This window comes from Bradyrhizobium sp. CB1717 (assembly GCF_029714325.1).
In the GTDB taxonomy this organism is placed as follows: domain Bacteria; phylum Pseudomonadota; class Alphaproteobacteria; order Rhizobiales; family Xanthobacteraceae; genus Bradyrhizobium.
Map to the genome: position 1 here is coordinate 9085590 of NZ_CP121666.1, position 22460 is coordinate 9108049.

The window sequence follows — 22460 nt, forward strand, 5'->3', positions numbered from 1 at the left end:
TGATGATCTCCTCACTCCGCCGGGGCGCCGTCGGCGACCGAGCTGTCGGTCCAGCCTTCGGGTTTCGATTTGCGCGAGGCGATCAGGCGATCGATGCGCGGCTGCACGTAGTCGCCCCAGATTCCGGCAAGACCGTTCGGGAAGGCCAGCACCACGGCGATGAACAGGCCGCCGAGGCCGAACAGCCACAATTCGGGGAAGGTTTCCGACAGGCTTGTCTTGGCGAAATTGACCAGCAGCGTGCCGTAGATCGCACCCAAGATCGACAGCCGGCCGCCGACCGCGGTGTAGATCACCATCTCGATCGACGGCACGATGCCGACGAAGGACGGCGACATGAAGCCGACATTGAGCGCGAACATGGCGCCGCCGATCGCGGCGAACACGGCGGCGATGCAGAAGGCGAAGATCTTGAAGTTCGCGACGCTGTAGCCGGAGAAGCGGACGCGGTCCTCCTTCTCCCGCATCGCGACCAGGATGCGCCCGAGCTTGGAGTGGCGGACGAACTGCGCGATCATGATGCAGGCGAACAGGCAGCCGACCTCGAAGAAGTACAGCACGATCTTGGCGTGGTCCGGCCTTATGTCCCATCCCTTCAGCGTGCGCAGGTCGGTCATGCCGTTGATGCCGCCGGTGTAGCCCTGCTGGCCCACGATCAGGATCGTCAGGATGGCCGCGACCGCCTGGGTGATGATGGCGAAGTAAGTGCCGCCGACGCGGCGCTTGAACATCGCGGTGCCGATGATCCAGGCAAAGATGCCGGGCACGAGGATGATGGCGGCGATGGTGAAGGTGAGGCTGTTGAACGGCTTCCAGAAGAACGGCAGCGCCGTGATCTGATTCCAGTCCATGAAGTCGGGGATGCCGGGGGTCGACTGGATCTTGGTGTTCTCCACGCTCGAGGCCTCGAGCTTGAGGAACATCGCCATGCAGTAACCGCCGAGCCCGAAAAACACGCCCTGCCCGAGGCTCAGGATGCCGCCATAGCCCCAGCAGATCACGAGGCCCAGCGCGACGAAGGCATAGGTGAGATATTTTGCGACGAGGTTGAGCCTGAACACATCCAGCGTGAGTGGCAGCACCACCACGAGGAAGACCGCGAGCACCAGAATTCCGATCAGCTCCGATCGATTGAAGAACCGATTGTCGGTCATAACATCAGCCCCATTTTCTCACTTGCGGACCTTGAGGGCGAACAGCCCCTGCGGCCGCAGCATCAGGATTCCGACAACGGCGAGCAGCGTCAGCACCTTGGCCATCGAGCCCGACATGAAGAACTCGAGGGTGGATTGCGTCTGCGAGATCGAGAAGGCCGAGGCGATGGTGCCGAGCAGGCTGGCGGCGCCGCCGAACACGACCACCAGGAACGTGTCGACAATGTAGAGCTGTCCGGAGGTCGGTCCGGTCGAGCCGATCATGGTGAAGGCGCTGCCGGCAATGCCGGCGATGCCGCAGCCGAGGCCATAGGTATAGCGATCGACCTTTTCAGTGTTGATGCCGACCGCGCCGGCCATGATGCGGTTCTGCACCACGGCGCGCACCTGGCGGCCCCAGCGCGATTTGTACATCACATAGGCGACACCGACGGTGATCAGGACGGTGAGGCACATCACGAAGACGCCGTTGATCGGCACTTCGATGCTGTCGGTAACATGCAGCGAACCGAGCATCCATTGCGGCAGCTCGACGCCGACCTCGCGCGCCCCGAACACCGAGCGATAGGCCTGCTGCAGCATCAGGCTGAGGCCCCAGGTCGCAAGCAGCGTATCGAGCGGGCGCTTGTAGAGATGCCGTATCAGCACCCATTCCACCAGCATTCCCAGCGCACCGGATGAGACGAAGGCCAGGATCATCGCGAGGAAGAAGTAGCCGCCGAACAGGCTCGGCATGTAGCTCTGGAACAGGTTGGAGGTCATCCAGGTGACGTAGGCCCCGAGGATCATGAACTCGCCATGGGCCATGTTGATGACGCCCATCTGGCCGAAGATGATCGCAAGACCGAGCGCCATCAGGACGTAGACCGAGAACAGGATCAGTCCTGCAAAGCCCTGCATGACGAAGATGGAGCCAAGGTCACCAAGCGAGTAGTCGCCGAACATCGATGTCCTCCGTCGGGGAAAGGGCCCCGCGTCGCGACCTGGGTCGCGACGCGGGGGTCTTGGGCATGGACTTGCGATCCACGCCAGGGAGCGGTTTTGCCTTGAGGGGAAACGGCGACGAACGCCGCGTCTCTTACTGGTAGCCCTTCGGGAACGGATCAGGCTCGACGAGATCGGCGGTCTCGTAGATCAGCTCGAACTGGCCATCGAGCTTGGCGCGGCCCACCCGGGTCTTCGACCAGAGGTGATGGTTCTCGTGGATGCGCACATAGCCTTCCGGCGCGCCCTTGAACTCGACGCCCGGCGAAGCCGCAGCGATCTTGTCGACGTCGAAGGAGCCGGCCTTCTCGACCGTCAACTTCCACAGCCACGGGCCGAGATAGGCAGCCTGGGTGACGTCTCCGATCACGGTCTTCTCGCCCCACGCCTTCTTGAACGCGGGCACGAAGGCCTTGTTGTTGGGATTGTCGAGCGACTGGAAGTACTTCATGCAAGCATAGGCGCCCGCGATATTCTCGCCGCCGATGCCGTCGATCTCGTCTTCAGTCACCGAGATCGTCAGCAGCGGCTGCTTGGCGAGGTCGATGCCGGCGGCCTTGAGCTGCTTGTAGAAGGCGACGTTGGAGCCGCCGACGACGTCGGTAAAGATCACGTCGGGCTTGGTCAGCTTGATCTTGTTGATGACCGAGTTGAACTGGGTCGAGCCGAGCGCGTAGTACTCCTCGCCGACGACCTTGCCCTTCAGCACGTTCTCGACGTGCTTGCGCGCGATCTTGTTCGAGGTGCGCGGCCAGATGTAGTCGGAGCCGATGAAGAAGAAGCTCTTGGCGCCCTTCTCCTTGGCGATCCAGTTCAGGCCGGCGAGGATCTGCTGGGTCGCTTCCTGGCCGGTGTAGATCACGTTCTTGGACTGCTCGAGACCTTCATAGAAGGTCGGGTAGTAGAGCATGCCGTTGTACTGCTCCATGACCGGCAGCACCGCCTTGCGGGAGGCCGAGGTCCAGCAGCCCATGATCGCCGCGACCTTGTCGTTGACCAGCAGCTTCTTGGCCTTTTCGGCGAAGGTCGGCCAGTCGCTGGCGCCGTCTTCCTGGATGAACTTGATCTTGCGGCCGAGCACGCCGCCCATGGCGTTGATCTGCTCGATGGCGAGCTTCTCGGCTTCGATCGAGCCGGTCTCGGAAATGGCCATGGTGCCGGTGGCCGAATGCAGGATGCCGACCGTGACCTCGGTGTCGGTGACGGCGAGGCCCGTGGTGTTGACCGCCGAGGTCGCCGGGGCCTGCGCGAAAGACGCCCGCGGCAGCATCGTGATGGCCGGCACGGCCGCCATTCCCATCAATAGTTTACGCCGGAGCGGCGACAACAGGCCCTTGTTTGCTTCGTCTGACATGAGCACCCCACTTTTGTTCGAGGACACGCGATTGGTGCCGTGAGGATGGCTCGAATTTGTGCAGCGCAAGCATACGCAAGATCGCGTATACTGCACCGCAAAATACCGACGTAGGCTTTTGGTACGGGATTTGCGAGGGCTCCGGGTCCGTATCGGGAGTGGGGTAAAGAGTGGCAGGGCGGCAGCGAATAGACCGCGTCAGGCGCCAGTACAACCAATGGGTTGCCAACCAGACGCTGGAAGACTACGCGCTGCGCTTCACCGCTAAGAGCGCGCGGCGATGGTCCGCCGCCCGCGTCGCCAACACCGCGATCGGCGCGATCTCTTTCCTGGTGCTCGAAGCGATCGGCGGCACCATCACCCTGAACTACGGCGTCACCAACGCCGCGGCCGCGATCCTCGTCGTCTCCGCCATCATCTTCTGCTGCGGCGTGCCGATTGCCTATCATGCCGCCAAATGCGGCATCGACATCGACCTCCTGACCCGCGGTGCCGGCTTCGGCTATATCGGCTCGACCGTGACGTCGCTGATCTACGCCTCCTTCACCTTCATCTTCTTCGCGGTCGAGGCGGTGATCCTGGCGACCGCGCTGGAGATGTGCTTGGGGATTCCGCGCCCGATCGGCTATCTCATCAGCGCGGTGGCGATCATCCCGCTCGTGACCTACGGCATCACGCTGATCAGCCGCTTCCAGCTCTGGACGCAGCCGGTCTGGGTCGTCCTGCACATCCTGCCCTTCGTCGCGATCGCCTGGGCCAATCCCCACTCCTTCACGGAATGGCGCAAATTCTCCGGTGAGCACGGCGACCTCAGCGGGCAATTCGATCTGCTGCTGTTCGGCGTGGCCTCCTCGGTGGTGTTCTCGCTGGTGGCGCAGATCGGCGAGCAGGTAGACTTCCTCAGGTTCCTGCCGCGCGACCGCCGCGCCTCCAAGGCCTCGTGGTGGATCGCGCTGATGAGCGCGGGGCCGGGCTGGATCGTGCTCGGCGCGCTGAAGCTCCTCGCGGGCTCGTTCCTGGCCTTCTTTGCACTGAGCCACGGCGTGCCGCCCGAAGAGGCCGCCGAGCCCGCGCATATGTATCTCGTGGCGTTTCGATACGTGCTGTCCGAGCCGGACCTCGCGCTGGCCCTGACCGGCATCTTCGTGGTCCTGTCGCAGATCAAGATCAACGTCACCAACGCCTATGCCGGCTCGATCGCGTGGTCGAACTTCTTCTCGCGCCTGACCCATAGCCATCCCGGCCGCGTGGTCTGGCTGGTGTTCAACGTGATGGTGGCGCTGCTGCTGATGGAGATCGGCGTCTACAAGGCGCTGGAGCAGACGCTGGCGCTCTACTCCAACGTCGCGATCGCCTGGGTCGGTGCGCTGGTGGCCGATCTCGTGGTCAACAAGCCGCTCGGCCTGCGTCCGCCGCAGATGGAGTTCAAGCGCGCGCATCTCTACGACATCAATCCAGTTGGCGTCGGCGCCATGACGCTCGCGATCATCGTCTCGATCGCGGCGTTCTACGGCCTGTTCGGCCCGACCATGAAGGCGCTGGCCGCCTTCGTCGCGCTGACGGTCGCCTTCGTCACCGCGCCTGTGATCGCCTGGCTGACGGACGGGAAATTCTACATCGCGCGCAAGCCAAAGCGGAGCTGGGCCAATATCGAGGCGATCCAGTGCTGCATCTGCGAGCATAGCTTCGAGCCCGAAGACACCACCTCCTGCCCGGCCTATGCCGGCCCGATCTGTTCGCTATGCTGCTCGCTCGACGCCCGCTGCCACGACCTCTGCAAGCCGCATGGGCGCGCCCAGGTGCAGTTCTCCGAGGCGCTCGGCAAGATCCTGCCGCGGCCGATCTATGAGCGGATCAACTCGCAGTTCGGCCATTACGTCGGCGTCTTCGTGGTCTCGGCGGGTCTCGTCGCGCTGGTGCTGGGGCTGATTTATCTGCAGACCTCGGCGAGCGTGCATGGCGAGAACATGCTGGTCTCCAACGTGCTGTGGAAGGTGTTCTTCTCGCTCAGCATCATCATCGGTGTTGTGGCCTGGCTGTTCGTGCTGGCGCAGCAGAGCCGCCGCGCCGCCGAGGCCGAGACGCGGCGGCAGACCACGCTGCTGATCCAGGAAATCGACGCCCACAAGCGCACCGACGCCGAGCTGCAGCGCGCCAAGGAGGTCGCCGAATCCGCCAACCTCGCCAAGAGCCGCTATGTCGTCGGCCTCAGCCACGAGCTGCGCTCGCCGCTGAACGCGATCAGCGGCTATGCGCAGCTGCTGGAGCAGGACGCGACGCTGAACACCAAGCCCCGCGACCAGGTCCGCGTCGTCCGCCGCAGCGCCGATCACCTCTCCGGGCTGATCGACGGCATTCTGGACATCTCCAAGATCGAGGCGGGGCGGCTGTACCTGTCGCGCGACGAGGTGCGCCTGAGCGAATTCCTGGATCAGCTCGTCGGCATGTTCCGTCTCCAGGCCGCCGCCAAGGGCATCGACTTCGTGTTCAGGCGTCCCGCGCATCTGCCGGTCGTGGTCTATGCCGACGAGAAGCGGCTGCGCCAGGTGCTGATCAATTTGCTCTCCAACGCCATCAAATTCACACAGACCGGCAGCGTGCAGTTCGTCGTGCACTATCGCAGCCCCGTTGCCGAGTTCGAGGTGATCGACACCGGCCCCGGCATCCAGGGCGACGATCTCGAGCGCATCTTTGCGCCCTTCGAACGCGGCGCGCTCGGCGTGGCACAGCCGCAGACCGGAACCGGCCTCGGTCTGACCATCAGCCGGCTGCTGGCCGGCGTCATGGGCGGCGACATCAAGGTCACGAGCACGGTCGGCAGCGGCTCAACGTTCAAGGTCAAGATCCTGCTGTCGGAGGTCACCAATCCCCAGCGCATCGCGCCGGTGGAGGCGCCCGTCTCCGGCTATCATGGCGCGCGCAAGACGATCCTGATCACCGACGACGATCCCGTGCATCGCGACCTCTTGCGCGAGGTGCTGACACCGCTCGGCTTCATCCTGCTCAGCGCGCCCGACGGCGCGGGCTGCCTGGCGCTCGCGCAGCATTGCCGGCCCGATCTGTTCCTGCTCGACATCTCCATGCCGGCCATGGACGGCTGGGCCGTCGCGGAAGCCTTGCGCGCCAGCGGTCATCACCAGGCGCGCATCCTGATGGTCTCGGCGAGTGCGCTGGAGGCCCACGGCACCCCGCTGGCGCAGCCCTTCCATGACGGCTATCTGATGAAGCCGATCGACATCCCGCGGCTGCTGGAGACGATCCGCCAGCTTCTCAAGATCGAATGGCAGTACGGCTCGGACGAGATCGCGGCGCCGTTCTGGCGGCCCGAGAGCGGCTCACGGCCACCGGTGCGGCACATCGAGGCGTTGATCGGGCTCGGCCAGATCGGCTACGTCAAGGGCATCCAGCTCAAGCTGGACGAGATCGGCAGCGAGCATCCAGAGCATGCCGACTTCGTTGCGCAGATGCGGTCGCTGGTCGATCGCTTCGATCTCGACCAGTACATGGCCACATTGAAGACGTTGCATGCTTATGAGCATTGAACCAAAGAAGCGCGACGTCGCGCTCGTTGTGGACGATTCTCCCGAGACGCTGCGGCTGCTCACCGATGCGCTGGACGGCGCCGGCATGACGGTCATGGTGGCGCTCGACGGCGCGGCGGCGATGCGGATCGTCGACCAGATCACGCCCGACATCGTGCTGCTCGATGCCGTGATGCCCGGCATCGACGGGTTCGAGACCTGCCGCCGCCTCAAGCGCGATGCGGGCCTTGCCAATGTCCCCGTCATCTTCATGACGGGCCTTGCCGAAACCGAGCATATCGTGCGCGGGCTGGACGCCGGCGGCGTCGACTACGTGACCAAGCCGATCGTGATCGAGGAGATGCTGGCGCGTATCCGCGTCCATCTCGGCAACGCAAGGCTGACCCAGAGCGCGCGCACTGCTCTGGACGTCTCCGGCCGCTTCCTGTTCGCGGTCAACCGGCAGGGCAATTTGCTCTGGGCGACCCCGCAGGCCCAGAAGCTGCTGGCCGATCATCACGGTGCGCAGGCCGACGACTTCGTTCTGCCGCCATCACTGCTGCAATGGCTGGAGCAGGCCAAGGGCAAGGGCAGCGCGAAATCGCAAGCCGCGTCCCTGCCCGACAATCCGCAGCTCCGTTTCTATTACATGGGCGAGACCGCGCCGAACGAATTCCTGCTGCGGCTGTCCAAGGAGGCCGGCACCGCGCTGCCGCCAGAATTCACCAGCGAGCTCGGCCTCACCACCCGCGAAGGCGAAGTGCTGGCCTGGCTCAGCAAGGGCAAGACCAACCGCGACATCGCGCAGATCTTGGGCCTCAGCCCGCGCACGGTCGACAAGCATCTGGAGCAGATCTACTCCAAGCTCGGCGTGGAGAACCGCACGGCGGCCGCGGCGATTGCCGCGAATGCGACGCGGAGGAATTCGTAGCGATGCTGCGAGTGAGTTGAGGTTCCGCCAGCCCAGCCAATAGTGTCGTCCTGGACAAGCGCAGCGAAGCTGAGCGCAGATCCAGGACCCATTGCCCCAGGGAGTGGTTTGACGAAGACTCGTGGTTACCAGCTCGCGTCACGACCACTGCTTGGGGTAATGGGTCCTGGCTTTCGCCAGGACGACATCTTGGTTGGACGAATAGCGTCGCGACTCATTCGCTGTCGTCCCGGCGAAGACCGGGACGACAGCGGCGTGTGTAACGCCGTCCACCGCCCCTCACACGAATGACGCCCTCACCCATAAACAAACGCCTTGTCATCCAGGTCCGTCTTCGGAATCTCGTCCTTTTCGGTCCAGTAGTCCTGGCTGTGCTGCCATTCCGGCTTGTCGCCGCGCTTGGGCAGCAAGTTCATGTTGCGCATGATGTAGCCCGGATTGAAGTTCTCAGGATCGATCCAGGGCAGGATCGGCATGTTGTGGTCTTCGGGCCGCAAGCTCACCTCGACCTTCTTCTTGCCCTTGGCCTTCATGTGGCCGAGCAGGCGGCAGACGAAATCGGCGACGAGATCGACGCGCAGCGTCCAGCTGGCACGGAAATAGCCGAACACCCAGACCAAGTTCGGCACGCCCGTGAACATCATGCCGCGATAGGTGACGGTGTCGCCGAAGGCGAGCGGCTTGCCGTCGATCTCGAAGGCGATGTCGCCGAGTGCCGAGAGATTGAAGCCGGTCGCGGTGACGATGACGTCCGCTTCCAGCAGCTTGCCCGATTTGAGCTGGATGCCGTTCTCGACGAAGCATTCGATCTCGTCGGTGACGACCGAGGCCTTGCCGCTGGCGATGCCCTTGAACAGGTCGGCATCCGGCACGAAGGCGATGCGCTGCCGCCACGGCCGATAGGATGGCGTGAAATGCGTCTCGACGTCGTAGTCGGGACCGAGCACCGCACTGATCTGGCCGATCAGCTCCTTCTTCACCTGCTCGGGCTTGGCCAGACAGAGCTTCGTGAACGCGTCCTGCTCGAACAGAATCTTGCGGCGGACGATCTCGTGAATCCAGGTCTCCTCGACCTGAAGCCGGCGCAGCTCCTCGGCGATCTCGATGGCGTTGCGGCCGAGGCGGAAATAAGTCGGCGAACGCTGCAGCATGGTGACATGTGCGCAACTGTCCGCGATGTTCGGCACCAGCGTCGCTGCGGTCGCACCGGAGCCGATCACGACGACTTTCTTGCCCGCGAGATCGATATCATCCGGCCAGGTCTGCGGATGGACGATGCGGCCCTTGAAGCGGTCCATGCCCTTCCATTCCGGCGTGTAGCCTTCGGAATGGCGATAATAGCCCTGGCACATCCAGAGGAAGTTTGCAGTGAAGGTCTTTGCCTCGCCCGTATCGGTGGTCGTCGCCTCGATGGTCCAGAGATTCTGCTCGCTCGACCAGCTCGCGGAATTGATCTGGTGCTTGTAGCGAATGTGGCGGGCGATATCGTTGTCGTCGATCACCTCCTTCATGTAGGAGAGAATCTCCTCGGCGGTCGCGATGGGCGGCCCGACCCAGGGCTTGAAGCTGTAGCCGAAGGTGTGGAGATCGCTGTCCGAGCGGATGCCGGGATAGCGATGCGTGCTCCAGGTGCCGCCGAACGTCGCCTGTGTTTCCAGGATGAGATAGCTCGTACCCGGCAGCTGCTTTTCGATATGATAGGCGCTGCCGATGCCGGAGATGCCGGCGCCGACGATCAGCACGTCGAAATGCTCTGAGGCCTGCTTGGTGGTAGCGTGACTGCGAACAGCGACATTCATTGTTGCTTCTATGCCTTGCTTGTTTTTGTGGCCGTCCTTGACCGGACGACGCGTTTCCTCCGCGACGGGCATGGTCGCCCATCGCGCTTCCGCTTCAAAATGACATAGATCAAGTCGCGGTCAAACTACAACGCCGCACCCCAGCTCCGCGCGGTCTGCAAAATCCAGTCGCGATAGAGCGTGAGCGGCGTGACACCGGTCAGGCCGCCGCAGCCGGCGGCGCCGTTCGGTCCCGTCGACCAGCTGATGAGCCCGACGAGCATCGAGCCACTCGGCTTGTCCTCGAACACAGGACCGCCGGAATCGCCGGTACAGGCGCCGATTCCGTCGCGAACTCCGTTGGTTACGGGATCGACCAGCCGGATTTGGAGCGTGCCGGGCTGACCGGTGGCAACGAGGCCGGCAACACGCGTCACCCCGCCGCTCTTGCCGTCACCGCGCACGGTGACGCCGATACCGGCGATGACGAAGCGACTGCCGACCTGAATCGGAATCGTCGGCATGCCGATCGGCACCGTCGATTTTCCCTTCAGTGGAATTTCCAGTTGCAGCAGCGCCACGTCAGCGGTGGCGCGATGCGCCTGCATCGCCTGCATGTTGAAGTTCGGATGGATCGCGACGGTGCGGACGTTCAGCAATTGCGGCGCGCCGTCGGCGCTGCGATCGACGATCTTGTAGTCGGCGCCAGGCTGCACACAGTGGGCGACCGTCAGCACGAGTTTTGGCGCGATCAAGGTGCCGGTGCAGAAATTGCCGCGCGAGCCGACGATGGTGACGACGGCGCGCGCGACGCCATCGGCCTGCGGCGTGCCGCCGCCGACGATGGCGCGGGCGGGTGTTGCGAGCAGCAGCGAGGCTGCGACGAACGTGGCAAGCTTCTTCATGGGAACACGCTTCGGCATCGATGACGGCGGCGGATTGCTTCGGGCTGGCCCTTGCCGATAGCGCATGCTAGCCCTCTTGGAAAGGAATTGACGAGGGCAGGATCGTGGCGATCGAGGCGGTGATCTTTGATTTTGGCGGCGTGCTGACGAGCTCGCCGTTCGAGGCGTTCACGCGGTTCGAGACCGAGCGCGGCCTGCCCGCCGACATCATCCGGCGCACCAATGCCGCCAACCATCTCGAAAATGCCTGGGCCAAATTCGAGCGCGCCGAGGTCGATATCGAGACATTCGATCGCTTGTTCGCCGAGGAATCGCTCGCACTCGGCGCCCAGGTCCGCGGACGCGACGTGCTGCCGCTGCTCCAGGGCGACCTGCGCCCCGAGATGGTCGAAGCCTTGAAGCGCATCAAGGCGCAGTTCAAGACGGGCTGCATCACCAACAATCTGCCGGCCAACGCCATCGGCAGCATGACCGGACGCTCGCTCTACATCGCCGAGGTGATGGTGCTGTTCGATCACGTCATCGAATCCGCCAAGATCGGCCTGCGCAAGCCCGACCCGCGCATCTACCGGCTGATGGTCGAGACGCTGAAGGTCGATCCGAGGAACTGCGTCTATCTCGACGATCTCGGCGTCAACCTGAAGCCGGCGCGCGAGATGGGCATGACCACGATCAAGGTGACGAGTGGCGCGCAGGCCATCGCGGATCTCGAGAAGGCGACGGGGTTGAAGCTGAGCTAGTTCGCAAATGCCGTAGGGTGGGCAAAGCGGAGCGTGCCCACCACAAGCAGATGGTGGGCACAGCGCTTCCGCGCCTTTGCCCACCCTACGAGAGCCTACTCCGCCGCGGCGGCGATGCGCTCCGGAAACGCCGCGGCCAGCGCGGCACTGTCGGGCTTAAGCACACCGCGTTCGGTAATGAGACCGGTGACGAGACGCGCCGGCGTCACATCGAAGGCGTAGTTCGCGACCGGTGAGCCCTCAGGCACGATCCGCACCGTCTCCAGCCTTCCATCGGCGGTGCGGCCGGTCATGTCGGTGACCTCCACACCGCTGCGCTGCTCGATCGGGATGTCGCGGATACCGTCACTCACCGCAAAGTCGATCGTCGGCGACGGCAGCGCGACGTAGAACGGCACGCCGTTGTCATGCGCGGCGAGCGCCTTGAGATACGTGCCGATCTTGTTGCAGACATCGCCGTTGGCGGCGACGCGGTCGGTGCCGACGATGGCGAGATCGACCATGCCGTGCTGCATCAGGTGCCCGCCGGTATTGTCCGGAATCACCGTATGCGGCACGCCGTGATGGCCGAGCTCCCAGGCGGTGAGCGAGGCGCCCTGGTTGCGCGGCCGCGTCTCGTCGACCCAGACATGGATCTTGAGGCCGCGCTCATGCGCGAGATAGATCGGCGCGGTCGCAGTGCCCCAGTCGACGGTGGCGAGCCAGCCGGCGTTGCAATGGGTCAGCACGTTGACCACTTCACCCGGCTTCTTCGCCGCAATCGCCTCGATCAGCGCAAGACCGTTGCCGGCAATGCCGCGGTTGATCTCGACGTCCTGCTCGACGATCTCATCGGCGCGGGCATAGGCGGCTTCCGCCCGCTCGACCGGATCGATCGGCGCGAGCGCCGTGCGCATCTCGTCGAGCGCCCATTTCAGATTGATCGCGGTCGGCCGCGCAACGACCAGCGTGTCGTAGGCGCGCTTCAGGCCAGCATCTGAGGCGTCCTCGCGCATCGCGAGCGCCATGCCATAGGCGGCGGTCGCACCGATCAGTGGCGCGCCGCGCACCAGCATGTCGCGGATCGCGACGGCCGCGTCCTCGCACGATGTCAGGCGCGCGATGATGAATTCATGCGGCAGCCGGCGCTGGTCGATCGCGCCGACCGACCAGCCGTCGCGCTCGCGCCAGATGCTACGGAAATGCTTGCCGTCGACCTTCATGGCATTCTACCTTTCGTATCACGCCCGCAGGATGCGCCCGGCCACCGCGTCGAGCTTCTTCAGGAGCTCGGGATCGCGCGCCTCTGGCGCCGTGATCAGCGCGGTGTCGAGCGCGCGGTCCGAACCGATCGGGCACGGCTCGTGCTCGCGCGGGAAATCCTTTGCCAGCCGCGCCACCAGCGCCTTGGCCTTGTCGGCATTCGAGTTCAGCACGCGGATGATGTCTTGCACGGTGACGGCATCGTGATCGGGATGCCAGCAATCGAAATCCGTCACCATCGCGACGGTAGCGTAGCAAATCTCCGCCTCGCGCGCGAGTTTTGCTTCAGGCATGTTGGTCATGCCGATCACCGAATAGCCCAGCGTCTTGTAGGTCATGCTCTCCGCATAGGTGGAGAATTGCGGCCCTTCCATGCAGACATAGGTGCCGCCGCGCGCGATCGCGATGCCCTCCGCTTCGGCGGCCGCGGCAAGATGGATGCGCAGCCGCGGCGAGACCGGGTGCGCCATCGACACATGCGCGACGCAGCCGCGACCGAAGAACGAGCTCTCGCGCTTGTGGGTGCGATCGACGAACTGGTCGATGAGGACGAAGGTGCCGGGCGGCAGTTCCTCCTTGAAAGAGCCGCAGGCGGACAGCGAGATCAGGTCGGTGACACCGGCCCGTTTGAGGACGTCGATATTGGCGCGATAGTTGATGTCGGAGGGCGACAGACGGTGGCCCTTGTCGTGCCGCGGCAGGAACACGATCGGCAGGCCGGCAATGGAGCCGCGCCTTAAAGGCGCCGACGGCTCGCCCCAGGGGCTCTCGATCACCTCTTCGCGCGCGCCCTCGAGACCCGGCAGGTCGTAAATGCCGGAGCCACCAATGATGCCCAATACCGCCTGCGTCATACCCGCTCCACCCCGTTCGCCACGTGCGACATGGTTAAAGCTATGCCAGTTTTGCGGCGGTTTTGGAACGGGGGTGGTGGGGGATGGCGTGGCTGTGAGCGCAGGCGCTTGCCACTCACTCGGTGTCGTCCTGGCGAAGGCCAGGACCCATACCGCGAGGTCTATCGATGAGGCGCTATGTCAATCCCGAACGACCGATCTTCGCCAAACTTCTCCCTGGGGTAATGGGTCCTGGCTTTCGCCAGGACGACCCCGGAGAATGGTCAAGCCGCAGTCGCGAGCCGCAGCTGTGTCGCGACCATGCGCTCCAGCGTCTCGACCGACTGGAAATTCTCCGGCGTGATCTCGGACTGCGGGATGGTGAAGTCGAATTCGGCTTCGACGCCGAGCATGAGATTGACCATGTCCATCGAGGTCAGGCCGACGTCGACGAGCTTGGCTGACGGGGCGACGTCGGCGGACAGCGCGTTCTGCGCGAGGATGCCCTTCACCAGCTTGATGATGCGATTGCGCAATTCGGGTTCGAAGGCCTGCATCGATAAATTCCCATCTGTCTATGAAAGGTCGGGCCGGACTGCCGGGTACGATGGGCAGGGACGGCCGATCCCGCAATGGGCGTCACCATTACTTCGCGTTTCTTAGTAAACGATGACTCAGATTGTCTGAAGTTCAGGCCTCTTCCAGTTCACTAACGCGATCGCGGAAATCCGGGAGGTGCGAAAAACCGGACCTTAACTGTCCATTCGGAATTGGAGATCGTTTACCCTCTATTTCATCGACGAATTTGAATTAAATCCGTAGCCTCGTCTCACAAGCAAAGATGGCCGGAGGATCGTTTACACGCATCGCGAATGATGCCGGCGATCCTGAACGGCAAACCGGAGGCGGACGAGTATGAACGTGCGTGAAGCTGTTCTCACTGTCGACGAAACGGAAGCTAGCTTCCTCGAGCAGGGACCCTCCCTGATCGAGCGCGCCGCCCGGACCGCCGTAGCGGCCGCGGCCGATGCAGACGGGGTCGATCGCGACGCCCGCTTCCCGCATAAGGCCTTCGACGTCGCGCGCGAGCAGAAGCTGCTCGGCGTCATGATCCCGGTCGAGTTCGGCGGCTTCGGCGCTTCGATCCATGACGTCACCGACGTTTGCTACACGCTCGGGCGTTCCTGCGCCTCGACCGCAATGATCTACGCGATGCACACGACCAAGGTCGCCTGCGTCGTCAGGCACGGCCACGGCATCCCCTGGATGGAAACCATGATGCGCCGGGTCGCCCGCGACCAGTGGCTGCTCGCCTCCTCCACCACCGAAGGCCAGAACGGTGGCAACATCCGCGCCAGCGCCGCCGCCGTCGACCACGCCGGCGACACCGTCTCGCTGGTGCGCGACGCCACCGTGATCTCCTACGGCGCCGAGGCCGACGGCCTCGTCACCATCGCCCGCCGCGCCACCGACGCCGCCGCCTCCGACCAGGTCCTGCTGGCGCTCGCCAAGGACGATTATTCGCTGAAGCAGACGCAGGGCTGGGAAACACTCGGCATGCGCGGCACCTGCTCGACCGGTTTCGAGCTGAAGGTCGATTGTCCCGCCGACCGCGTCTTCCCGGAAGCCTACGACAAGATCCACGCCCAGACCATGACGCCCTTCGCGCATCTGTGCTGGTCCTCGGCCTGGGCCGGCATTGCGGCAGCCGCGGTGACGCGCGCGCAGGCCTTCGTCCGCAAGGCGGCCCGCGCGTCCGGCGGGCAGATGCCGCCGGCGGCTGCGCATTTCACCGCCGCGAAGATGTCGCTCGCAAAACTGCGCGCGCTGATTTCGACCAACATCGACGCCTTCTCCCGTGCCGAGCATGACGAACGCGCGCTCGGCTCGCTCGACTTCCAGTCCTCGATCACGCTGCTGAAGGTGCAGGCCTCCGAGCTCGCGGTCGAGACCGTGATGCATGCGATGCGCACCGCGGGCCTTTCCGGCTACCGCAACGACGGCGAGTTCACCATGGGCCGTCATCTGCGCGACGTGCTGTCGTCGCCGATCATGATCAACAACGACCGCATTCTGGCCAACGCCGCGACCTCGACGCTGATGAGCGGCGTGCCATCGAGCCTTCATGACTGACGTGCCTTCCCGACCAGATCAACAAGAACAATTTCGAGATAGCAGGACATCGACCCATGAACATTGCCGTCCTCCCCAATTCGCCGGAAACCGCGCCTGAGATCGTTGATCCACTCGATCATCTCGCCGACAAACTGTTCCACCGCATGGGCTCGGACGGCGTCTACGCCCGCACCGCGCTCTATGAGGGCATCGTCGAACGGCTCGCCGCCCTGATCACCAGCCACCGCGAAGCCGGCACCGAAGCCTTGCGCTTCCCGCCGGTGATGAGCCGCGCCCAGCTGGAGAAGTCAGGTTATCTCAAGAGCTTCCCGAACCTCCTCGGCTGCGTCTGCGGCCTGCATGGCACCGAGCGCGAGATCAACGCGGCGGTGAGCCGCTTCGATGCCGGCGGCGACTGGACCACGTCACTGTCCCCGGGCGATCTCGTGCTGTCGCCGGCCGCCTGCTATCCCGTCTATCCGATCGCGGCGAGCCGGGGCCAGTTGCCGAAGGGCGGCCTGCGCTTCGACGTCGCCGCCGACTGCTTCCGCCGCGAGCCGTCGAAACACCTCGACCGGCTGCAATCGTTCCGCATGCGCGAATATGTCTGCATCGGCACGCCCGACGACGTCGCCGATTTCCGCGAGCGCTGGATGGTGCGCGCGCAGAAAATCGCGACCGATCTCGGCCTGACCTTCCGCGTCGACTATGCCAGCGATCCCTTCTTTGGCCGCGTCGGCCAGATGAAGGCGGTGAGCCAGAAGCAGCAGCAGCTCAAGTTCGAGCTTCTGATCCCGCTGCGCTCGGAGGAGCAGCCGACCGCCTGCATGAGCTTCAACTATCACCGCGAGCATTTCGGCACGACCTGGGGCATCCAGGACGCCAATGGCGAGCCGGCCCATACCGGCTGCGTCGCCTTCGGCATGGACCGCCTGGCCGTCGCCATGTTCCACACCCACGGCACCGATCTGTCAGCCTGGCCCGCCAAGGTGCGGGACATGCTGGGCCTGCAGCCGCAAGCCGCGGCAGAAGCCCATGGCGAAGGCTGGCGCTAGAGCATGATCCCGAAAAGATCATGCTGAAACGATAGACCAAACGAGGCCGACCATTTCCACGGGCAAGACGAGCGTGATCCATACCAAGGTCCGTTGCCGCGAGATCACCGAGTCCGACGTCGAGAAGATCGCGGACTTGCTGACGCGCGGCTTCGTCGGCCGCTCACGCGAATACTGGATGCAGGGCCTGCGCCGGCAGGCCTTCCGGCCCGTGCCGGAAGGCTACCCGCGCTTCGGCTACATGCTCGACAATGACGGCGAGCCCGTCGGCGTGCTGCTGCTGATCTACACGACGCGAAACCACGGCGAAGAGACCGCCATCCAGTGCAATCTGTCGAGCTGGTATGTCGATCCGGCCTACCGCAACTACGCTCCGTTCCTGACCAAGGTCGCGCAGCGGCACAAGGACGTCACCTATCTCAACATCAGCCCGGCGCCGTGGACCTGGCCGATCATCGAGGCCCAGGGTTTTCGCAATTACTGCCGCGGCATCTTCTTCTCGGTGCCGGCGCTGGCGCGCGCCCCGCGCTGGAGCAAGATCGAGGTGATCTCCCAGCACGCCAAGGCGATCGACGGGCTTTCCCAGGACGAGACCGAGCTCCTGACGCGGCATGCGCGTTACAATTGCCTCAGCATCGTCTGCCGCACGCCAAAGGGAACGTTTCCTTTCATCCTGCAACCGGTGCGCATCCGCCGCGGCTTCATCGCGCCGCCCGCGATGAAGCTGATCTACTGCCGCAGCGCCGCCGAATACGCCGAATGCGCCGGCCGCATCGGCCGGCTGCTGCTGCGGCTCGGCAAGATCTCGGTGGCGGTCGATGCCAACGGCCCGATTCCCGGTCTCGCCGGCATCTACACCGAACGGCGCGGCCGCAAATATTTCAAAGGCCCGCACCGGCCGCAGCTCGCCGACCTCACGGATACGGAGCTCGTGCTTTACGGGCCGTAGGGGCGCCGCGGCGGAAATTGTTGCGCGCTCGGCCAACTCTGGCTTGCAAGCGCCTCCGCACTCTCGCGGACCAAGCAAAGTCTCTCCATCGCGAGTCACCCTCCGTAAACTACTGCGCTTAAGGGAATTTTCCCGCCTCTTCGCTACCCTCGGCAGCGGAATTACGTTGCGTTAAGTCTATTGCCCGCCGAGATCATGCCGACCCCATGACGTCGACCCGCGACAACGAGCTTGGTGCACGCCGCGAGCAGGGCCCGGAGGCCCTGGTCGCGCTGAGCCAGCTTGCGCTCGATCGCATGGAGCAAGGCGTCTGCGTTTACGATGCCGACAACAGGATCGTGCTGGTCAACCAGCGCTATCTCTCGCTATTCGACCTGTCGGCCGAAATCGTGCGCATCGGCACGAGCTACCGCGAGGTGCTCGCGCACAGTGCGAGCCGCGGCAACTTCCCGGAGAGCGAGCTCGACGCGCTGTATTCGGCGCGGATCGCGCAGATCGCAGGCGGCAAGCCGTTCCGGACCGAGCAGCGGCTGGCGAGCGGCCTCGTCATGTCCCTCGAGCTGAAGCCACTTCCGGGCGGCGGCTGGATGACGATCTGCGACGACGTCAGCCGCCTGTCCCGGCTCGAGGCGGAATTGCACGTGCAGACCGAACGCAGCCAGCACGCGCTCGCCAACATGTCGCACGGCCTCATCATGTATGACGCCGACAGCCGCGTCGTCCTGTGCAACGAGCGCTTCCTGAAGCTCTACAATCTCGACCCCGACATCGTAAAACCCGGCGTCGCGCACGGTACGGCCATCGACCACTGGCTCGCGCGCGGCAACGTGGCGGGCATGCCGGCGGAGGAATTCCACAACACCAGGCTCGAGGACGTGCGCGCCAGGAAGGCGAAGACCCTGCTGGTGATGCGCTACGACGGACGGATGGTGCAGGCGGTCTCCCGCTTCCTCCCCGACGGCGGCTGGGTGACGGTGCACGAAGACGTCACCGAACGGCTGCAATACGAGGAGACGCTGCGGCGGCAGAACTTCATTCTCGACGCGGCGCTGGAGAACATGGCGCACGGGCTCGCCTTCTACGACAGCGACATGCGCCTGCGCGTCTGCAACACCACCTACCGCAAGATCTACCTGCTCTCGCCGGAGGAGACGAGGCCCGGCACGCATCTCGGCGAGCTGATCGAGCGATCGATGGCGAACGGCGCGTTCGCCTCGGAATACACCCCCCAACAGATCCTGGAAGCCGCCCGCGCGCGGATCGCGAACCGCGATTCCTCGCCGACGCGCCGGCGCATGTCGAACGACACCGTGATCTCGGTCCGCTATTGCGCGCTGGCCGAAGGCGGCTTCGTCGCCACCTATGAGGACATCACCGAGCGCGAGCACGCGGTCGAGGAGCTGAGCGAGCAGTATCGGCGCTTCGATGCGGCCCTGAACAACATGAGCCAGGGCCTGTGCATGCTCGATTCGAGCCTGCGCGTGATCGTCTGCAACCGTCGCTATATCGAGATGTATGGCCTCTCGCCCGACATGGTGAAGCCGGGCGTCTCGATGCGTGAGATCATGGAGCACAGTTGCGCTCTCGGCATCCATCCGAACATGTCCGGCGCCAAGCTCTATGCCGATTATGTCGAGCGGCTGCGCGAGGGCGAGCACACGCTGCACCGCCATTTGAGCGACGGCCGCATCATCAAGCTCAATCACAAGCGGATGGAGCATGGCGGCTGGGTGGTCACCTATGAGGACGTCACCGAGCGCCACAAGGCCCAGGCCCGCGTGGCGCATATGGCGCGGCACGACTCCCTGACTGACTTGCCAAACCGCACCCTGTTCCGCGAGAAGATGGGCGAGGGATTGAACCACGTCGCGATTGCCGGCGGCGCAATGGCGGTGCTGTGCTTCGATCTCGATAATTTCAAGACCGTCAACGACCGTCTCGGCCATGCCGCCGGCGACCGGTTGTTGCGCTGGGTCGCGGCCCGCCTGAAGGAGAATGTCGGCGAGCACGATACCGTCGCGCGGCTCGGCGGCGACGAGTTCGCCGTGCTCCAGCGCGGCCCGCAGCCGGAATCGGCCGAACAGCTCGCCCGCCGCCTGGTCGAGATCATCGGCCACCCGCCGCAGCTGGAAAGCCAGGCGATCCATGTCGGCGTCTCCGTCGGCATCGCGATCGCGCCCGATCACGGCTTGGACGCCGACGAGCTGATGAAATGCGCCGACCTTGCGCTGTACCAGGCCAAGGCCAAGGGGCGCGGCGCCTACCAGCTGTTCGAGCCCGAGATGGAGGAAGAGGCGCGCAGCCGGCACGCGCTGGAGCACGATCTGCGCGGCGCACTGGAGTCCAACCAGTTCCATCTGGTGTTCCAGCCGCAGATGCGGCTGGATTCGACCGAGCTCACCGGCTTCGAGGCGCTGCTGCGCTGGAAACATCCCTCGCGCGGCCTGGTCTCGCCCGCCGAGTTCATCCCGATCGCTGAGGAGAACGGGCTGATCGTTCCGATCGGCGAATGGGTGCTGCGCACGGCCTGTGCCACTGCAGCGTCCTGGCCCGACGTCACCGTCGCGGTGAACCTGTCACCGGTGCAATTCCGCTCGCGCGGGCTGGCGACGATGGTCACGAGTGTGCTCGCGGAAGCCGGGCTGCCGCCGCAACGCCTCGAGCTCGAGGTCACCGAGACCGCGCTGCTCGACGACAGCGAGGCGACGATCGAGATCCTGCATCAGCTCCGCGCATTGGGAGTGCGCGTCAGCCTCGACGATTTCGGCGTCGGCTATTCCTCGCTCAGCTATTTGCGCAAGTTTCCGTTCGACCGCATCAAGATCGACCGCTCTTTCGTCGGCACGCTCGGTGAAAGCCCGGAGAGCGTTGCCATCGTCCGCACCATCGCCAGCCTCGGCTCCGTACTCGGCGTCGAGACCACGGCAGAGGGCGTGGAGACCGAGGAGCAACTCGACTTCGTGCGCGAATGCGGCTGCACCGCGGTGCAGGGCTATTATTTCGGCAAGCCGTGCCCGGCCGCCGAGGTCGGCCGCACCATCGAGACGCTGAACGCAGTGCGGCGCGTGGCGTAGGAGCTTCAGGGCCTTCCTCAAATTCCGCCTCTCGGCACGCCTCAAAACGACCAATTGTCGCACGTCTCGTTTCCGCGAGCGGGTGCGTCCTCGCCCCTGCCGGCGATCCGCTCAATGCGCTTTTCTTCTCCCATGATTTCGGGGACAATCCCGTCATAACAATGAGAAACGGCGGTCCACCGAGACCGCTGCGAGGGAGGTGTTTCGATGTCGCGATACGGGCTGAAGACGATTGCCTTTGCCGCCATGCATGTTGTGGGCGCATTGCTCGCGACCGCCGCCGGCGCGCAGGACTATCCCACCAAACCGGTCACGCTGATCGTGCCATGGCCGGCCGGTGGCTCGACCGACATCTCGATGCGCGCGATCGCCGACAGCGCCTCGAAGGTGTTGGGGCAGCCGATCGTGATCGACAACAAGGCCGGCGGCGGCGGCACGGTGGGCCCGGCGACCATGGCCGCGGCCGCGAAACCGGACGGCTACACCATCTCGCAGATTCCGATCACCGTGTTCCGCCTGCCCCTGATGCAGGAGGTGTCATGGGATCCGGCGAAGGACTTCACCTATATCATCCATCTCACCGGCTACACCTTTGGCGTGACCACCAGCGCCGAGTCGCAGTTCAAGTCCTGGAAGGATGTCGTCGACTTCGCCAAGGCCAATCCGGGCAAGGTGACCTATGCGACGCCGGGCACCGGCACCTCGCTGCATATCGGCATGGAGCAGATCGCGGCGATGTCCGGCATCAAGCTGACGCAGGTGCCATTCAAGGGCGGCGCGGAGACCAACGCGGCCGTGCTCGGCCAGCACACGATGCTGCAAGCCGATTCCACGGGGTGGCGGCCGCTGGTCGATGCCGGCAAGCTGAAGCTGCTGATGGTATGGACCGGCGCGCGGTCGCCGAACTACCCTGATGTGCCGACGCTGAAGGAGCTCGGCTATCCTATGGTCTATGATTCGCCGTTCGGCATCGCGGGGCCGAAGGGCATGGATCCCAAAATCGTCGCCAAGCTTCACGACGCCTTCAAGAAGGCGGTCGAGGATCCCGCAGTGATCGCCACGCTCGCCAAATACGACATGGTGCCGAACTATAAGAACACCGAGGACTACAAGAAGTTCGTCGTCGAGGTCACGGAGTCCGAGCGCAAGGTGATCGATACGCTCGGGCTGGCGAAGAAGTAGGGCTGAACTGCTTCCTTGTCCCGGACGCGGTGCAGCGCTTCTTCAGCGATGCACCGCAGAGCCGGGACCCACCTTTTCGTCCACACTCATGGGCCCCGGCTCCGCAGCGCACCGCTTTGCGCTGCGCTGCGTCCGGGGCACGAGAGGAAAGCGAATGAACAACCAAACCAACGTCAAACTCCGCCTCAACAACTCCGAGCTCTGGGGCGGGCTGATCGGGCTCGGGCTCGGCGGCTTCGTGATCTGGTCGGGGCTGAAGCTCAAGCTCGGCACCATCAACGATCCCGGCTCCGGCTATGTGCTGTTCTACACGGGCATCCTGATGTGCGTGTTCGCAGGCTCCATCATCGTCTCGGCGATCACCGAGGGCGGGCCGACGCTGGCCTCGCGCTGGGAGAACGTGCGCTGGAGCAAGCCGCTGCTCGTCATCGCCTGCCTCACCGCATTCTCCTTCGCGCTCGAGCCGCTGGGATTCCTGCTGTCGTCGATCCCGCTGATGCTGCTGCTGTTGCGGCTGATCGACCCGGTGCGCTGGACGCTGGCGATCCCGATCGCCGTGCTGGTGCCATCAGGGATGTGGTGGGTGCTCAAGCGCCTGCTGTTGATCCAGCTGCCCTCTGGCCTGTTCGGGATCGGTTGACCG

17 protein-coding genes are annotated in these 22460 nt (G+C 64.4%); 9 read left to right on the forward strand and 8 right to left on the reverse strand.

Going from position 1 to position 22460, the window contains the following annotated elements; genetic code table 11:
* Positions 1 to 11: 11 nt before the first annotated feature.
* From urtC to urtA, 3 genes are all read right to left on the reverse strand, one after another.
* Positions 12 to 1154 carry an urea ABC transporter permease subunit UrtC gene (urtC, locus tag QA649_RS42240; protein WP_283022317.1) on the reverse strand — a complete coding sequence of 381 codons (1143 nt, stop codon included), beginning with the start codon at positions 1152 to 1154 and terminating at the stop codon, positions 12 to 14.
* Positions 1155 to 1172: 18 nt separating this feature from the next.
* Positions 1173 to 2099 carry an urea ABC transporter permease subunit UrtB gene (gene urtB / locus QA649_RS42245; RefSeq protein WP_283022319.1) on the reverse strand — a complete coding sequence of 309 codons (927 nt, stop codon included), beginning with the start codon at positions 2097 to 2099 and terminating at the stop codon, positions 1173 to 1175.
* A gap of 133 nt (positions 2100 to 2232) precedes the next feature.
* On the reverse strand, positions 2233 to 3492 hold the full coding sequence (gene urtA, locus QA649_RS42250) for an urea ABC transporter substrate-binding protein (protein WP_283022320.1): 1260 nt from the start codon (positions 3490 to 3492) through the stop codon (positions 2233 to 2235).
* A 170-nt stretch (positions 3493 to 3662) separates the two neighbouring features.
* On the opposite strand from urtA, the gene QA649_RS42255 reads away from it, so the two are divergent.
* Complete coding sequence (locus QA649_RS42255) at positions 3663 to 7034, forward strand: ATP-binding protein (protein WP_283022321.1); 3372 nt, start codon at positions 3663 to 3665, stop codon at positions 7032 to 7034.
* Positions 7018 to 7944: a response regulator gene (locus QA649_RS42260; protein ID WP_283022322.1), complete on the forward strand. Its 927-nt coding sequence runs from the start codon at positions 7018 to 7020 to the stop codon at positions 7942 to 7944. The genes QA649_RS42255 and QA649_RS42260 overlap by 17 nt, the downstream gene beginning before the upstream one ends.
* 296 nt (positions 7945 to 8240) lie before the next feature.
* Here QA649_RS42260 and QA649_RS42265 read toward each other — a convergent pair whose 3' ends face one another.
* Together QA649_RS42265 and QA649_RS42270 are read right to left on the reverse strand one after the other, a co-directional pair.
* Positions 8241 to 9743 carry an NAD(P)/FAD-dependent oxidoreductase gene (locus QA649_RS42265; protein WP_283022323.1) on the reverse strand — a complete coding sequence of 501 codons (1503 nt, stop codon included), beginning with the start codon at positions 9741 to 9743 and terminating at the stop codon, positions 8241 to 8243.
* A gap of 125 nt (positions 9744 to 9868) precedes the next feature.
* On the reverse strand, positions 9869 to 10627 hold the full coding sequence (locus QA649_RS42270) for a trypsin-like serine protease (RefSeq protein WP_283022324.1): 759 nt from the start codon (positions 10625 to 10627) through the stop codon (positions 9869 to 9871).
* Positions 10628 to 10731: 104 nt separating this feature from the next.
* On the opposite strand from QA649_RS42270, the gene QA649_RS42275 reads away from it, so the two are divergent.
* A complete protein-coding gene (locus tag QA649_RS42275; RefSeq protein WP_283022325.1) occupies positions 10732 to 11367 on the forward strand; it encodes an HAD-IA family hydrolase in 636 nt (211 codons plus the stop codon).
* Between the two features lie 95 nt (positions 11368 to 11462).
* On the opposite strand, the gene mtnA is transcribed toward QA649_RS42275, so the two are convergent.
* The 3 genes from mtnA to QA649_RS42290 form a co-directional block, all read right to left on the reverse strand.
* Complete coding sequence (gene mtnA, locus QA649_RS42280) at positions 11463 to 12569, reverse strand: S-methyl-5-thioribose-1-phosphate isomerase (protein WP_283022326.1); 1107 nt, start codon at positions 12567 to 12569, stop codon at positions 11463 to 11465.
* 18 nt (positions 12570 to 12587) lie between these two features.
* Positions 12588 to 13463: an S-methyl-5'-thioadenosine phosphorylase gene (locus tag QA649_RS42285; protein ID WP_283022327.1), complete on the reverse strand. Its 876-nt coding sequence runs from the start codon at positions 13461 to 13463 to the stop codon at positions 12588 to 12590.
* A gap of 263 nt (positions 13464 to 13726) precedes the next feature.
* Complete coding sequence (locus QA649_RS42290) at positions 13727 to 13999, reverse strand: phosphopantetheine-binding protein (RefSeq protein WP_018644380.1); 273 nt, start codon at positions 13997 to 13999, stop codon at positions 13727 to 13729.
* 358 nt (positions 14000 to 14357) lie between these two features.
* Here QA649_RS42290 and QA649_RS42295 point away from each other — a divergent pair, with 358 nt between their 5' ends.
* From QA649_RS42295 to QA649_RS42320, 6 genes are all read left to right on the forward strand, one after another.
* Positions 14358 to 15575, forward strand: a complete 1218-nt coding sequence (locus QA649_RS42295; protein ID WP_283022328.1) for an acyl-CoA dehydrogenase family protein — start codon at positions 14358 to 14360, stop codon at positions 15573 to 15575.
* Between the two features lie 56 nt (positions 15576 to 15631).
* Entirely contained in the window at positions 15632 to 16612 is a 981-nt protein-coding gene (locus tag QA649_RS42300; protein ID WP_283022329.1) for an amino acid--[acyl-carrier-protein] ligase, read from the forward strand.
* Positions 16613 to 16685: 73 nt separating this feature from the next.
* Complete coding sequence (locus QA649_RS42305) at positions 16686 to 17561, forward strand: acyl-CoA acyltransferase (protein WP_283022330.1); 876 nt, start codon at positions 16686 to 16688, stop codon at positions 17559 to 17561.
* Positions 17562 to 17767: 206 nt separating this feature from the next.
* Positions 17768 to 20635, forward strand: a complete 2868-nt coding sequence (locus QA649_RS42310; protein ID WP_283022331.1) for a PAS-domain containing protein — start codon at positions 17768 to 17770, stop codon at positions 20633 to 20635.
* 207 nt (positions 20636 to 20842) lie between these two features.
* A complete protein-coding gene (locus QA649_RS42315) occupies positions 20843 to 21817 on the forward strand; it encodes a tripartite tricarboxylate transporter substrate binding protein (RefSeq protein ID WP_283022332.1) in 975 nt (324 codons plus the stop codon).
* A gap of 154 nt (positions 21818 to 21971) precedes the next feature.
* Entirely contained in the window at positions 21972 to 22457 is a 486-nt protein-coding gene (locus QA649_RS42320) for a tripartite tricarboxylate transporter TctB family protein (protein ID WP_283022333.1), read from the forward strand.
* The last annotated feature ends 3 nt before the right edge of the window (positions 22458 to 22460 follow it).